Origin of the sequence: Escherichia sp. E2748 (assembly GCF_005781125.1) — a bacterium.
Lineage (GTDB): Bacteria > Pseudomonadota > Gammaproteobacteria > Enterobacterales > Enterobacteriaceae > Escherichia.
Window position 1 is genome coordinate 90,717 of sequence record NZ_VATP01000013.1, and the last position, 14,101, is coordinate 104,817.

General features: G+C 51.8%; 13 protein-coding genes and 1 other RNA gene. 4 read left to right on the forward strand and 10 right to left on the reverse strand.

Annotation, left to right across the window (positions count from 1 at the left end):
- Positions 1-42: 42 nt before the first annotated feature.
- The gene (gene yqfB, locus FEK42_RS12655) at positions 43-354 is read right to left on the reverse strand and encodes a N(4)-acetylcytidine aminohydrolase (protein ID WP_130259399.1); all 312 of its coding nucleotides are present in this window, start codon (positions 352-354) and stop codon (positions 43-45) included.
- 44 nt (positions 355-398) lie between these two features.
- On the opposite strand from yqfB, the gene bglA reads away from it, so the two are divergent.
- Positions 399-1,832: a 6-phospho-beta-glucosidase BglA gene (gene bglA, locus FEK42_RS12660; RefSeq protein ID WP_138211843.1), complete on the forward strand. Its 1,434-nt coding sequence runs from the start codon at positions 399-401 to the stop codon at positions 1,830-1,832.
- 47 nt (positions 1,833-1,879) lie between these two features.
- Here the strand turns inward: bglA and FEK42_RS12665 are convergent, their stop codons facing one another.
- The 8 genes from FEK42_RS12665 to ygfB form a co-directional block, all read right to left on the reverse strand.
- Complete coding sequence (locus tag FEK42_RS12665; protein WP_138211849.1) at positions 1,880-2,773, reverse strand: transporter; 894 nt, start codon at positions 2,771-2,773, stop codon at positions 1,880-1,882.
- Between the two features lie 458 nt (positions 2,774-3,231).
- Complete coding sequence (gene gcvP, locus FEK42_RS12675; RefSeq protein WP_138211844.1) at positions 3,232-6,105, reverse strand: aminomethyl-transferring glycine dehydrogenase; 2,874 nt, start codon at positions 6,103-6,105, stop codon at positions 3,232-3,234.
- A gap of 118 nt (positions 6,106-6,223) precedes the next feature.
- A complete protein-coding gene (gene gcvH / locus FEK42_RS12680) occupies positions 6,224-6,613 on the reverse strand; it encodes a glycine cleavage system protein GcvH (RefSeq protein ID WP_135492963.1) in 390 nt (129 codons plus the stop codon).
- A gap of 23 nt (positions 6,614-6,636) precedes the next feature.
- A complete protein-coding gene (gcvT, locus tag FEK42_RS12685) occupies positions 6,637-7,731 on the reverse strand; it encodes a glycine cleavage system aminomethyltransferase GcvT (RefSeq protein WP_135492964.1) in 1,095 nt (364 codons plus the stop codon).
- Between the two features lie 444 nt (positions 7,732-8,175).
- Complete coding sequence (gene ubiI, locus FEK42_RS12695) at positions 8,176-9,378, reverse strand: FAD-dependent 2-octaprenylphenol hydroxylase (RefSeq protein ID WP_135492965.1); 1,203 nt, start codon at positions 9,376-9,378, stop codon at positions 8,176-8,178.
- 22 nt (positions 9,379-9,400) lie between these two features.
- On the reverse strand, positions 9,401-10,579 hold the full coding sequence (ubiH, locus tag FEK42_RS12700) for a 2-octaprenyl-6-methoxyphenyl hydroxylase (RefSeq protein WP_135492966.1): 1,179 nt from the start codon (positions 10,577-10,579) through the stop codon (positions 9,401-9,403).
- The gene (pepP, locus tag FEK42_RS12705; protein WP_135492967.1) at positions 10,576-11,901 is read right to left on the reverse strand and encodes a Xaa-Pro aminopeptidase; all 1,326 of its coding nucleotides are present in this window, start codon (positions 11,899-11,901) and stop codon (positions 10,576-10,578) included. Before pepP ends, ubiH begins: the two co-directional genes overlap by 4 nt.
- A 25-nt stretch (positions 11,902-11,926) precedes the next feature.
- The gene (gene ygfB, locus FEK42_RS12710; RefSeq protein ID WP_135383206.1) at positions 11,927-12,505 is read right to left on the reverse strand and encodes a UPF0149 family protein YgfB; all 579 of its coding nucleotides are present in this window, start codon (positions 12,503-12,505) and stop codon (positions 11,927-11,929) included.
- Positions 12,506-12,672: 167 nt separating this feature from the next.
- Between ygfB and zapA the strand changes: the two genes are divergently transcribed.
- The 3 genes from zapA to FEK42_RS12725 all read left to right on the forward strand — a co-directional run bounded on the left by zapA (position 12,673) and on the right by FEK42_RS12725 (position 13,850).
- Positions 12,673-13,002 carry a cell division protein ZapA gene (zapA, locus tag FEK42_RS12715; RefSeq protein ID WP_001276008.1) on the forward strand — a complete coding sequence of 110 codons (330 nt, stop codon included), beginning with the start codon at positions 12,673-12,675 and terminating at the stop codon, positions 13,000-13,002.
- 41 nt (positions 13,003-13,043) lie between these two features.
- Positions 13,044-13,227, forward strand: a non-coding RNA gene (gene ssrS / locus FEK42_RS12720) — 6S RNA.
- A 20-nt stretch (positions 13,228-13,247) separates the two neighbouring features.
- Positions 13,248-13,850, forward strand: a complete 603-nt coding sequence (locus FEK42_RS12725; RefSeq protein ID WP_130207850.1) for a 5-formyltetrahydrofolate cyclo-ligase — start codon at positions 13,248-13,250, stop codon at positions 13,848-13,850.
- Positions 13,851-13,950: 100 nt separating this feature from the next.
- Here the strand turns inward: FEK42_RS12725 and ibsC are convergent, their stop codons facing one another.
- A complete protein-coding gene (gene ibsC, locus FEK42_RS12730; RefSeq protein WP_071525914.1) occupies positions 13,951-14,010 on the reverse strand; it encodes a type I toxin-antitoxin system toxin IbsC in 60 nt (19 codons plus the stop codon).
- Positions 14,011-14,101 lie beyond the last annotated feature (91 nt).

A 14,101-nucleotide genomic window follows, 5' to 3' on the forward strand; every position in this document is an offset into this window, starting at 1 on the left:
GAAATTAAATGTGAAATTTCAACTAACAGGCGTGAGTTCAACTTAAAGGCATTTAAATTCAATTACATAAAACTGTGTCTGACCAGGATAGATGTCGGCAATGACTTTTTTCAGTTCAGGCAGGGTCATATTTTCCTGTTGTGCATGTTTTTCTGTGAGAGTATCCAGCGTTACGGTTGAAGTTGCGGTAACTTCAATGGTGCAAAAATAGCCGTCATCTTCAAAGCGCCCGACGCGGAGCACATCGCCCGGTTTAAAGTGCGATTCAGACTCGTCGCGAATAGTGATGGTTTTACGCCCAGCCAGAATGTCATCCTGGAAACGTTGAAAAAAAGTGATGTCGTTTGGCTGCATGGTACTATTTCCTGTAAGAATTGACTCATTTGGAGCCTATGATAGTGAAAAAACTCACCTTACCGAAAGATTTCTTATGGGGTGGCGCAGTTGCCGCTCATCAGGTCGAAGGCGGCTGGAACAAAGGCGGCAAAGGGCCGAGTATTTGTGACGTGCTAACCGGTGGCGCACACGGCGTGCCGCGCGAAATCACCAAAGAAGTTTTGCCCGGCAAATACTATCCGAACCATGAAGCCGTTGATTTTTATGGCCGCTACAAAGAAGACATCAAGCTGTTTGCCGAAATGGGCTTCAAATGTTTTCGTACATCCATCGCCTGGACGCGCATTTTTCCAAAAGGCGATGAAACACAGCCAAACGAAGAAGGGCTTAAATTCTACGATGATATGTTCGATGAACTGCTGAAATACAACATCGAACCGGTGATCACCCTCTCCCACTTTGAAATGCCACTGCATCTGGTGCAGCAATACGGTAGCTGGACCAACCGTAAAGTGGTTGACTTCTTTGTGCGTTTCGCGGAAGTGGTATTTGAACGCTATAAGCACAAAGTCAAATACTGGATGACCTTCAACGAAATTAACAACCAGCGTAACTGGCGTGCGCCGCTGTTCGGTTACTGCTGCTCCGGCGTGGTGTATACCGAGCATGAAAACCCGGAAGAGACGATGTATCAGGTGCTGCATCATCAGTTTGTCGCCAGCGCCCTGGCGGTGAAAGCCGCGCATCGCATCAACCCGGAGATGAAAGTCGGTTGTATGCTGGCGATGGTGCCGCTCTATCCTTACTCCTGTAACCCGGACGATGTGATGTTCGCTCAGGAGTCGATGCGCGAGCGCTACGTCTTTACCGATGTGCAGCTGCGTGGCTATTACCCGTCCTATGTGTTGAACGAGTGGGAGCGTCGCGGATTTAACATCAAGATGGAAGATGGCGATCTGGATATACTGCGCGAAGGCACCTGCGATTATCTTGGCTTCAGTTATTACATGACCAACGCGGTGAAGGCCGAAGGCGGCACCGGCGATGCGATCTCTGGTTTTGAAGGCAGTGTACCGAACCCATTTGTTAAAGCGTCGGACTGGGGATGGCAGATTGATCCGGTGGGTCTGCGCTATGCACTATGCGAATTGTATGAGCGTTATCAGAAGCCGCTGTTTATTGTCGAAAACGGTTTTGGCGCTTACGACAAAGTGGAAGAAGACGGCAGCATCAACGACGACTACCGTATTGATTACCTGCGCGCCCATATCGAAGAGATGAAAAAAGCGGTGACTTACGATGGCGTGGATCTGATGGGCTACACACCGTGGGGCTGCATCGACTGCGTGTCATTCACTACCGGGCAGTACAGCAAACGCTACGGCTTTATCTATGTGAATAAACATGACGACGGTACTGGCGATATGTCGCGTTCACGTAAGAAGAGCTTTGACTGGTACAAAGAAGTGATTGCCAGCAACGGCGAGAAACTGTAATTCCCGCATGTTACCCGCCAGCAGGCGGGTAACATTCTGCACCTGATTTACCAGGTCTTACCGATTTTAAATTCCCAGCGAACATCTTCCATCTTAGCTGGCGACTTCGCTTCCTGCATTACCGGAAAGAAAGCCCCGGCACCAAACCATAACTTCAGTGAATCAACGGCAACGTTAAATGACGGTCCAACAACCCATTCGGTAGTACCTGAGTGGTTATTAATGGTGCTGCCATTAGGCAATTTTTTTGTACCTGAAGCGTTATTGCTGTAGGCACTTTCCAGACCAATATCCAGCGGTAAATCACTGAACATATAACGCACCTGGGTATTCCATTGAAATTCACTGCCGCGCTTCACATCCTGGTTTCCACGCTCAAATGGCCCTTGATAAACAAAATCCATATCTCCTTTAATATTGGGCGTGAATGATTTTGTTAAAGAGAGTGATACCCGCCCTCCCCAGGCGCTGTTCCCAGGCAAATGATTATCTCCATCTTGCCCGGTGGGTAGTAATAACGCCCCACCTACCGTAACCCAAAACGGATCCCCTCTTCGCTGGCTCATTAAAGCATAAGTTGCCCCCACCGATTGGTCGCCCATTCCCTCTATATGTTCAGGAGACAGATTGTCTCGTTTGTTATTGATATAAGAGCCCACAGTTGATAATTCCAGTCTGTCGGTCAGACCATAACGAATCTTCAATAACCATATTTGGGAGTAAACATCCGGACTTCCGTGCCCCTCGATTTGATGTTCTTTATCACGAAATGAGCTATTCACGGCGGTTAATAGCATTCCTTCTGGCAATACTGAACCTCCAGAAATAGCGGTATTAACTGGCGCACCTAACAGATTGCTGGGCCTGTTTTCTCCTTCAACTGCCACTGCATTCATTGATAAAAAGCATGGTATTAATGGTAGAAATATAAATCGTTTCATCATTCCCTCCAGGTATGAAAAACAAAGCGTTAAATTAAGAATCATTCTTGTTATTTATATTTGTTTTGCTTTTATTATTTAGGCAAATAACTTAATGGAGTTAATATACGGAAAGTTTTTCAATTATATTGAGAGCTAAATAACGATTCCGGAGAGAAACCATTTGTAATTACATGTAAACATAGTGTGTTGTTTTTATTAAATAACGACACGATGAAAATAATTCTCGATAAATAATTAGCAAGAAGCGCAATAAAAACAGGAAAATTAAATTTAGGCTAACAGACTAATGAGAAACGAAAAGTTGCCTAATGCGTTGCGATTACCAAGCTTGTTTTTACTGCAATATATTTAATTTTAAAATGCTGTGGGGCGGGTAAGACACTCACGTCGCATCCGGCATAAACAAAGCACGAAAAGGCGCCGAAGCGCCTTTAGAAGATAGTCGAATCAGTGAATTACTGGTATTCGCTAATCGGTACGCAGGAGCAGAACAGGTTACGGTCGCCGTAAACATCATCCAGACGTTTCACCGTCGGCCAGTATTTGTCTGCCACGCCTGCCGGGAATACTGCAACTTCACGGCTGTACGGATGCGCCCACTCGGCGACCAGTTCGCTCTGAATGTGCGGCGCGTTCACCAGCGGGTTATCTTCCAGCGGCCAGACACCAGCTTTCACCTGGTCAATTTCCGCACGAATTGCCAGCATCGCGTCGATAAAGCGATCCAGTTCCACTTTGCTTTCAGATTCAGTCGGTTCAACCATCAGCGTACCCGCCACCGGGAACGACATAGTCGGCGCGTGGAAACCGTAGTCGATCAGGCGCTTGGCAATATCCAGCTCGCTGATGCCGGTTTCTTCTTTCAGCGGGCGAATATCGAGAATACATTCGTGCGCCACGCGACCGTCGCGACCGGTATACAGCACCGGGAAAGCATCCTGCAGGCGGCTGGCAATATAGTTGGCGTTGAGGATTGCCACCTGGCTTGCTTTTTTCAGCCCTTCTGCGCCCATCATGCGGATGTACATCCAGCTGATTGGCAGAATGGATGCGCTACCGAACGGTGCCGCAGAAACCGCGCCCTGACGGGTTAACATGCCTTCGATTTGCACCACGCTATGGCCCGGCACAAACGGCGCCAGATGCGCTTTCACGCCGATCGGTCCCATACCTGGGCCGCCACCGCCGTGCGGAATGCAGAAAGTTTTATGTAGGTTAAGGTGCGAAACGTCCGCGCCAATAAAGCCCGGCGAGGTGATGCCAACCTGGGCGTTCATGTTCGCGCCATCAAGGTAAACCTGACCGCCGAACTGATGCACGACTTCACACACCTCACGGATCGTTTCTTCGTACACGCCGTGGGTGGAAGGATAGGTCACCATGATACAGGAGAGGTTATCGCCCGCCTGTTCCGCTTTCGCGCGCAGATCAGTCAGAGCGATGTTGCCGTTTTTATCACACGCCACAACTACCACCTGCATTCCTGCCATATGTGCAGAAGCAGGGTTAGTTCCGTGCGCAGAAGCCGGGATCAGGCAGATATCGCGATGCCCTTCGTTGCGGCTTTCATGATAATGACGAATCGCCAGCAGGCCCGCGTATTCGCCCTGTGCACCAGAGTTCGGCTGCATACAAACGGTGTCGTAACCGGTCAATTTCACCAGCCAGTCAGCCAGCTGCGCGATCATCTGCTGATAACCTTCGGCCTGTTCCGGCGGGCAGAACGGGTGCAGTTCGGCAAATTCCGGCCAGGTGATCGGGATCATCTCGGCGGCGGCGTTCAGTTTCATGGTACAGGAACCCAGCGGAATCATCGCCTGATTCAGCGCCAGATCTTTACGCTCCAGCGAGTGCATATAGCGCATCATTTCGGTTTCGCTGTGGTAGCGATTAAACACCGGATGGGTGAGGATTTCGTCATCACGCAGCATCGCAGGTTGAATAGAGCGACTGTCGTGAGCCACGTCTTTATCCAGCGTGTCGATCTCCAGCCCGTGGTTATCGCCCAACAGCACGCTGAAAAGCTGCATCACGTTTTCGCGCGTGGTTGTTTCATCAAGGGTGATCCCAACCGCGTTCAGAATATCGCTACGCAGGTTAATTTCAGCCGCTTCGGCACGCGCCAGTACGCCCGCTTTGTCGGCCACTTCCACACACAAAGTGTCGAAATAGTGCGCATGGCGCAGCTTCAGACCTTTTTGTTGCAGGCCCGCCGCCAAAATATCGGTCAGGCGGTGGATGCGGTTAGCGATACGTTTCAGGCCAACCGGACCGTGATAAACGGCGTACAGGCTGGCGATGTTTGCCAGCAGTACCTGGGAAGTACAAATGTTGGAGTTCGCTTTCTCACGACGAATATGTTGCTCGCGAGTCTGCATCGCCATGCGCAGAGCGGTATTGCCAGCTGCATCTTTCGATACACCGATAATGCGACCCGGCATTGAGCGTTTGTATTCATCTTTCGCCGCAAAGAATGCTGCGTGCGGGCCACCGTAGCCCATCGGTACGCCAAAGCGTTGCGCCGAACCAAAAACAATATCCGCGCCCTGTTTACCCGGCGCGGTTAACAGCACCAGCGCCATAATATCGGCGGCGACGCTGACCACAATTTTGCGTGATTTCAGTTCGCTGATAAGCGCAGTGTAGTCGTGAATTTCACCAGTAGTGCCGACCTGCTGTAACAGCACGCCGAACACATCCTGATGCTCGAGCACTTTTTGCGCGTCATCGACAATCACTTCAAAACCAAAGGTTTCGGCACGAGTACGTACCACATCCAGCGTTTGCGGATGAACGTCAGAAGCAACAAAGAAGCGGTTGGCATTTTTCAGTTTGCTGACGCGTTTAGCCATCGCCATTGCTTCGGCGGCAGCGGTGGCTTCGTCCAGAAGAGAAGCCGAAGCCATATCCAGCCCGGTTAAATCCAGCGTTACCTGCTGGAAGTTGAGCAGTGCTTCGAGGCGGCCCTGGGAGACTTCAGGTTGATACGGAGTATACGCGGTATACCAGCCCGGATTTTCCAGCATGTTACGCAGAATAACCGGCGGCAACTGCACGGCGGTGTAACCCATGCCAATGTAAGACGTGAAGCGTTTATTGCGACTGGCAATAGCCTTGAGTTCAGCCAGCGCGGCGTATTCGGTCGCCGGTGCGCCAACCTGCGGCGGGGTCGCAAGCTGAATATCTTTCGGCACAATCTGGCCGGTCAGCGCGTTTAACGATTGTGCGCCAACGGCATTCAGCATTTCTTGCTGTTGCGCGGCGTCCGGTCCGATATGGCGTTCAATAAAAGCGCCGCTGTTTTCAAGCTGGCTTAACGTCTGTGTCATGAGCGATGGTTCCTGAAACGTGCAGTGAATTGTGAACCTCTCTCCTTGCGAAGAGAGTGAGGGTGAGGCGTAAATTTTCCTCACCCTGATCCTCTCCCGCAGAAGAGGATTAAAGCCGTTACTCGTCTTCTAACAATGCTTCGTATGCGGTCGCATCCAGCAGTGATTCCAGTTCGCTTTCATCGCTGGCTTTGATTTTAAAGACCCAGCCGCCTGCATACGGTTCGCTGTTCACCAGTTCCGGGGAATCGCTCAGTGCGTCGTTTACCGCCACAATTTCACCGCTTACTGGCGCATAAATGTCTGACGCCGCTTTTACTGATTCGGCAACCGCGCAGTCATCGCCCGCGCTAACCGTTGCGCCCACTTCCGGCAGGTCAACAAACACCATATCGCCTAACAGCTCCTGGGCGTGCTCGGTGATGCCAACGGTGTAAGTGCCATCTGCTTCTTTACGCAGCCATTCGTGTTCTTTGCTGTATTTAAGTTCTGCTGGTACGTTGCTCATCAATCAATCTCCAAAAAAGTAAATCACGCGACGGCTTTGCCGTTACGCACAAAAGCAGGTTTCGTCACTTTAACCGGCATTTCACGGTTGCGAATTTGCACAATCGCTGTTTCACCAATGCCTTCCGGCACGCGCGCCAGCGCAATGCTGTAACCCAGCGTCGGGGAGAAAGTACCGCTGGTGATAACACCTTCATGCTGGTTGCCCTGCGCATCGGTAAAACGTACCGGCAGTTCATTACGCAGCACGCCTTTTTCGGTCATCACCAGACCAACCAGTTTTTCTGTGCCATGTTCACGCTGCGCTTCCAGGGCTTCACGACCGATGAAGTCACGATCTGCCGGTTCCCAGGCGATAGTCCAGCCCATGTTGGCGGCTAAAGGAGAAATGGTTTCGTCCATCTCCTGACCATAAAGATTCATACCCGCTTCCAGACGCAGCGTGTCACGCGCGCCCAGGCCACATGGCTTAACGCCCGCTTCCACCAGCGCGCGCCAGAAATCAGCCGCTTTTTCATTGGGCAGCGCAATTTCGTAGCCCGCTTCACCGGTGTAACCGGTGGTGGCAATAAACAGATCGCCCGCCTGCACGCCAAAGAACGGTTTCATCCCTTCCACCGCCTGACGCTGGGCGTCATTAAACAGTGTGGCAGCTTTTGCCTGCGCATTCGGCCCTTGTACGGCAATCATGGAAAGGTCATCACGAACGGTAATTTCGATGCCGAAAGGTTCAGCGTGTTGGGTAATCCAGGAGAGGTCTTTTTCGCGGGTGGCGGAGTTAACAACGAGGCGGAAGAAATCTTCAGTGAAGTAGTAAACGATGAGGTCATCTATCACACCGCCAGAGGCATTCAACATCCCCGAGTAAAGGGCTTTGCCGCTTTTGGTGAGCTTCGCCACATCGTTCGCCAGCAGATAACGCAGAAACTCCCGGGTGCGGCTGCCGCGGAGATCGACGATGGTCATATGCGACACATCAAACATTCCGGCATCGGTACGTACCGCATGATGTTCGTCGATTTGCGAACCGTAATGCAGCGGCATCATCCAGCCGTGGAAATCCACCATGCGAGCGCCGCAAAGCGTGTGTTGTTCGTACAAAGGAGTCTGTTGTGCCATCTTGTCCTCATTGAATAAGCGGGGCTGACAACTTTTCGTGGTGAAATTGTCACCACGAAACCCAGCACTGGAGCCACTCCCGGTCCCCAACGCAATCGTTCTCTTTTCCCTGAACTTACCACCGAAACAGACGGTTAACCATAAGGAAAAATTGATCATCACATTAGCTTATGGTTAAAAATCTCAAAAATGACAACAGGACAAAAAACCAAATAACGCGATACACGCAAACAAACATAACGAGTTAATAAAACAGTTTTGAATAAAGCGATATTAAGAACTAAAAAATTGTCAAAAATCGCTAAATCAAAAATTCACGGCATTAGAAAATATAATGCGAAATTACGGGTGAAATTAGTTTATTTCAAATGAGGAAAATCTCCCGGCGAAAAACCGGGAGATGAAAGTGTGATGGGTATCAAATAAACAAAAGAGGAGAAATTTTTAACGCAGCCATTCAGGCAAATCGTTTAATCCCATTGCCTGACGAATAAGTTGCGGTTTAACGCCAGGAAGCGTATCGGCCAGTTTCAGACCAATATCACGCAGCAGTTTTTTCGCTGGATTAGCTCCAGAAAACAGATCGCGGAATCCTTGCATACCTGCCAGCATCAGCGCCGCGCTGTGCTTGCGGCTACGCTCATAGCGACGCAGGTAAATGTACTGCCCGATGTCTTTACCCTGACGATGCAGTCGTTTCAGTTCAGCAATCAGCTCTGCAGCATCCATAAAGCCGAGATTTACCCCCTGCCCCGCCAGCGGGTGGATGGTATGCGCGGCGTCGCCCACCAGCGCCAGACGGTGCGCGGCAAACTGGCGCGCATAACGCCCCGTCAGCGGGAACACCTGACGCTCGCTCTCAACCTTGCATAAGCCCAGTCGATTATCAAAAGCGATATTTAACGCGCGATTAAATTCGTCTTCCCCTGCCTGCTGCATCCGCTGCGCTTCCTCTGGCGACAGTGACCAGACAATCGAGCAAAGATGCGGATCGCTAAGCGGTAAAAAGGCCAGAATGCCTTCGCCATGGAAAACCTGCCGCGCCACCGCATCATGCGGTTCTTCCGTGCGAATGGTCGCCACCAGTGCGTGATGCTGATAATCCCAGAAAGTCAGCGGAATATCGGCCTTGTTGCGCAACCAGGAATTAGCGCCGTCCGCACCAATTACCAGACGCGCCGTTAACATGCTGCCATCTTTCAGCGTCAGGAAGGTTTCGTTTTCCCCCCAGGCGACCTGTTGTAATTCTGCGGGGGCCAGCAGGGTGATATCTGACGACTGCAGCGCTTTGTTCCACAGCGCGTAGTGAATCACTGAGTTTTCAACGATATGCCCAAGATGGCTATAACCCATGCTTTGATCGTCAAACGAAATGTGACCAAAACTGTCTTTATCCCACACTTCCATACCGTGATAACAGCTGGCTCTGCGAGAGAGGATGTCCTGCCAGACGCCAAGACGGGTGAGTAATTTTTCGCTGGCGGCATTGATAGCCGAAACGCGCAGTTGTGGTGGTGCATCCGCCGCCAGAGGTTCCGGTATGCGCTGCTCCAGTACGGCAACGCGTAAGCCGCTCCCCTGTAAGCCGCAGGCAACCGCCAGCCCCACCATGCCGCCGCCAACAATGGCTACATCAACACTTTGCATTGTTTATTCCTTAAAACCGCCTTCAACGCGCCACCCAACCGAGGGTGCGCTGCGCCAGCACATCGCGTGCCGGGGTGAATAATTCCATCGTCATCAGCCCGATGTTGCGCCCGACAACCAACGGCGCCCAACGGTTGGCAAAAAGATGTACCAGACTGTCCGTGACGCCGATGGTTGCTTCGCGATCGCTCTGTCGACGCTGCTGATAACGGCACAATACGCCGTAATCACCAATGTCTTCTGCGCGCTCCTGCGCCTGGGTCAGGGTTTCCGCAAGGCTCATGACATCACGCATACCGAGGTTAAATCCTTGCCCGGCAATCGGGTGCAGGGTTTGTGCCGCATTGCCCACCAGCACGGTGCGATGGGTAATCGGTCTGGCGGCGCGGGTTAACGCCAGCGGATAAGCACTGCGTTTACCGGCGTGGGTAATTTGCCCCAGTCGCCAGCCAAAGGCAGACTGGAGTTCACGGCAAAACTTCTCGTCGCTCCACGCCAACACTTCTTCGCGCCGTTCCAGTGGATGACACCAGACCAGCGAACAGCGTCCTTCAGACATCGGCAACATCGCCAGTGGACCATGTTGCGTAAAGCGTTCAAAAGCGCGGCCTTCGTGCGCAACGGAAGTCGCAACGTTCGCAATCACAGCCAGTTGTTCGTAGGGCTCCTGCTGCCAGTCAACGCCACAGGTAGTAGCTAACGCGGAATGCGTACCGTCAGCCGCCACCAGCACGCGGCCCGTCAGCGTCTCGCCACTCTCCAGCGTCACTTCAACGTTAGCTGGGGTACGAACAACATTAGCAATGCGATCCGGGCAATGCAGCGTTACGCCAGGCGCTTTACGCAACAGCGCAAACAGCCGTTGCCCGACATTGTGTAATTCGACAACCTGCCCCAGCGCCGCCAGTTGGTAATCTTCTGCGGCGAGGGTGACGAATCCGGCATGACCACGATCGCTGACATGCACGGTGGTGATGGCGGTTGCGCAATCAGCCAGAGATTGCCAGACGCCGATGCGCGCCAGTTGCTGACAGGTGCCCGCCGCCAGCGCAATAGCCCGTCCATCAAAGCCCGGATGAGCATGAGACTCTGGCGCGGTCGCTTCAATTAAATGTACCGACAGCGTCCCGTGACTTAACCGGGAAATAGCCAGCGCCAGCGTCGCGCCAGCCATGCCGCCACCGACGATGATTACGCTCATTGCTTTCTCGCAGCTGCCATCAATGCTTCGATTTCTTCCGGCTTTTTCACCACGCTGGCGGTGAGGTTTTCGTTGCCGTTTTCGGTAATCACAATGTCGTCTTCAATACGAATGCCGATACCGCGATATTGTTCTGGCACTTCTGCATCCGGCGCAATATACAGCCCTGGCTCTACGGTCAGTACCATGCCCGGTTCCAGAATGCGCGAGCGATCCTGGCCATAAACGCCAACGTCATGGACATCCAGTCCTAACCAGTGGCTAAGGCCATGCATAAAGAAAGGACGATGTGCGTTCTGAGCGATCAGTTCATCAACATCACCTTTCAGGATGCCGAGTTTTACCAGGCCGCTAATCATGATGCGCACCACTTCACCGGTGACTTCCTGAATGGATGTTCCCGGACGATACAGGCGCAGGCTGGTTTCAAGAGATTCCAGCACAATGTCGTAGATTTCACGCTGGGCCTGGGTGAATTTGCCATTGACCGGGAAGGTACGGGTGATGTCGCCCGCGTAACCTTTATATTCACAACCTGCGTCAATCAACACCAGGTCGCCGTCGCGCAATTCACACTCGTTTTCGGTGTAATGAAGAATGCAGCCGTTTTCACCGCTGCCGACAATGGTGTTATAGGAAGGATAGCGCGCACCGTGGCGGTTGAATTCGTGGTGAATTTCGCCTTCCAGATGGTACTCGAACCTCCCCGGACGGCATTTTTCCATCGCCCGGGTATGCGCCAGTGCGCTGATTTCACCCGCGCGGCGAAGTACGGCAATCTCTTCCGGCGATTTGAACAGGCGCATTTCATGAACAATGGGACGCCAGTCGATCATCGTTGCTGGCGCGGTGAGATTTTGCCGCGAGCCTTTACGCAGTTTTTCCAGCGCACTATTCACGATTTCATCAGCATATGCATATTCGCCCTGGGCGTGGTAAACCACATCCAGACCATTAAGCAGTTGATAAAGTTGCTGATTAATTTCACTGAACGCCAGAGCGCGATCAACGCCCAGTTTCTCTGGCGCGGCATCCTGACCTAAACGACGGCCAAACCAGATCTCCGCCGTCAGGTCGCGCACGCGGTTAAACAAAACGCTGTGGTTATGAGTGTCATCGCTTTTAATCAGCACCAGCACCGCTTCCGGTTCATTAAAGCCGGTGAAGTACCAGAAGTCACTGTTCTGACGATAGGGGTATTCGCTGTCGGCGCTTCGGGTCACTTCTGGTGCCGCAAAAATCAGCGCGGCGCTGCCGGGTTGCATTTGCTCTACCAGGGCCTGACGGCGGCGCTGAAATTCCTGCTGAGATATCTCACTCATAACACTCTCCTTACGTTTTTTGTTTTTAGTGTAGAGTTGGTTTTTGTACTTCTGGTGCGGTCGGTTGCGGATGAGTAAAGGTGTCGTGGCATAACAGCGCAGCAACACGGACGTACTCGATGATCTCTTCAAGCGACATTTCCAGCTCTTCTTGATCTTCGTCTTCGTCGTAGCCCAGCTGCGCGATGTTACGCAGATCGTCAATGGCTTCGCCGGTTTCGCCAGTCACTTTATCCAGCTTCGGCTGAGTGACGCCAAGACCGAGCAGGAAGTGATTTACCCAGCCTGCCAACGCATCAGCGCGATCGAAAACGCTAACGCCATCGCCATCAGGCAGATAAAGCTGAAAAAGGAAGCCGTCATCTTGCAAGGCATCACTGGTGGCAGAGTGCATTTTGCGCAATGCCTGGGCAAGTTCATGCCCGAAAGCCATACCTTCGTTCGTCAGGTCGTGAAGCAGCGGCAGCCAGGAGCTGTCATCATTACCGCCACATATCATCCCACTGATTAAACCATGCATCTCAGCAGGGGTCAGACCTGTCCCTTGTTGGTTCAGATACTGGTTCATTTCATTGTAACCAGGCATTTCGTTCTGTATTGACATAAGCATTCGGCATCAAAGGGAGGAAGATTCATGATATGCTATCACTTTGGACCCTGGTGGACCAGAAAAGGGCTTGTCTCATTGCACCAGGGTAGCTATAGTTTCGCCCCTTCGCAGACCAAAGGTCTGAAGGCGAAGGCAGCGCAGTCAATCAGCAGGAAGGTGGCATGTCTGCACAACCCGTCGATATCCAAATTTTTGGCCGTTCACTGCGTGTGAACTGCCCGCCTGACCAAAGGGATGCGTTGAATCAGGCTGCGGACGATCTGAACCAACGGTTGCAAGATCTGAAAGAACGCACTAGAGTCACAAATACTGAACAGTTGGTTTTCATTGCCGCATTGAATATCAGCTACGAGTTAGCGCAAGAAAAAGCGAAGACTCGTGACTACGCGGCAAGCATGGAACAGCGTATTCGGATGCTGCAACAGACCATCGAACAAGCGTTACTTGAACAAGGTCGCATCACCGAAAAAACGAACCAAAACTTTGAATGACACTTTCCGGTTTACTGTGGTAGAGTAACCGTGAAGACAAAATTTCTCTGAGATGTTCGCAAGCGGGCCAGTCCCCTGAGCCGATATTTCATACCACAAGAATGTGGCGCTCCGTGGTTGGTGAGCATGCTCGGTCCGTCCGAGAAGCCTTAAAACTGCGACGACACATTCACCTTGAACCAAGGGTTCAAGGGTTACAGCCTGCGGCGGCATCTCGGAGATTCCCTTCTTATCTGGCACCAGCCATGACACAACTACCAGAACTCCCACTGACATTATCCCGACAAGAAATCCGCAAAATGATTCGGCAACGTCGTCGTGCGTTAACGCCGGAACAACAACGTGAAATGGGCCAGCAGGCTGCCATGCGGATGATGAGTTATCCCCCTGTTGTGATGGCGCATACGGTCGCTGTATTCCTCTCTTTTGATGGCGAACTCGACACCCAGCCGCTCATAGAGCAACTCTGGCGCGCAGGTAAGCGCGTGTATCTTCCCGTTTTGCATCCCTTTAGTGCCGGTAATTTACTGTTCCTGAATTATCATCCTAAGAGTGAACTGGTAATGAACAGGTTGAAGATCCACGAGCCAAAACTGGACGTGCGTGACGTGCTACCCCTTTCCCGATTAGACGTCCTGATAACGCCGCTGGTCGCCTTTGATGAGTTCGGTCAACGGCTGGGAATGGGCGGTGGATTTTATGATCGGACATTGCAAAACTGGCAGCACTACAACATGCAGCCAGTAGGTTATGCCCATGATTGCCAGTTGGTGGAAAAACTCCCCGTAGAAGAATGGGACGTCCCGCTGCCTGCGGTGGTTACGCCATCGAAAATCTGGGAGTGGTGAGAGCGACACACCTGCATCGCCCTGATTGACATAGTTGATTCTTTAACCTAATTTAGTGAGTAAGGGTAAGGGAGGATTGCTCCTCCCCTGAGACTGACTGTTAATAAGCTGGGAAACTTATGAGTAACAGTACAATCAGTATGATGACAAGTCGCATCATAACCCTTCTCTTTTAAGCCCTCGCTTCGGTGAGGGCTTTACCGTTACAGCCCTGTGCTGCCCCGCCATCGTAAATCCTCTTTGAATAAACA

Coding starts and splice junctions, on each gene's coding strand:
- yqfB (WP_130259399.1), bottom strand. CDS start 354: ATGCAGCCAAACGACATCACTTTTTTTCAACGTTTCCAGGATGACATT.
- FEK42_RS12665 (WP_138211849.1), bottom strand. CDS start 2,773: ATGAAACGATTTATATTTCTACCATTAATACCATGCTTTTTATCAATG.
- gcvP (WP_138211844.1), bottom strand. CDS start 6,105: ATGACACAGACGTTAAGCCAGCTTGAAAACAGCGGCGCTTTTATTGAA.
- gcvH (WP_135492963.1), bottom strand. CDS start 6,613: ATGAGCAACGTACCAGCAGAACTTAAATACAGCAAAGAACACGAATGG.
- gcvT (WP_135492964.1), bottom strand. CDS start 7,731: ATGGCACAACAGACTCCTTTGTACGAACAACACACGCTTTGCGGCGCT.
- ubiI (WP_135492965.1), bottom strand. CDS start 9,378: ATGCAAAGTGTTGATGTAGCCATTGTTGGCGGCGGCATGGTGGGGCTG.
- ubiH (WP_135492966.1), bottom strand. CDS start 10,579: ATGAGCGTAATCATCGTCGGTGGCGGCATGGCTGGCGCGACGCTGGCG.
- pepP (WP_135492967.1), bottom strand. CDS start 11,901: ATGAGTGAGATATCTCAGCAGGAATTTCAGCGCCGCCGTCAGGCCCTG.
- ygfB (WP_135383206.1), bottom strand. CDS start 12,505: ATGTCAATACAGAACGAAATGCCTGGTTACAATGAAATGAACCAGTAT.
- zapA (WP_001276008.1), top strand. CDS start 12,673: ATGTCTGCACAACCCGTCGATATCCAAATTTTTGGCCGTTCACTGCGT.
- FEK42_RS12725 (WP_130207850.1), top strand. CDS start 13,248: ATGACACAACTACCAGAACTCCCACTGACATTATCCCGACAAGAAATC.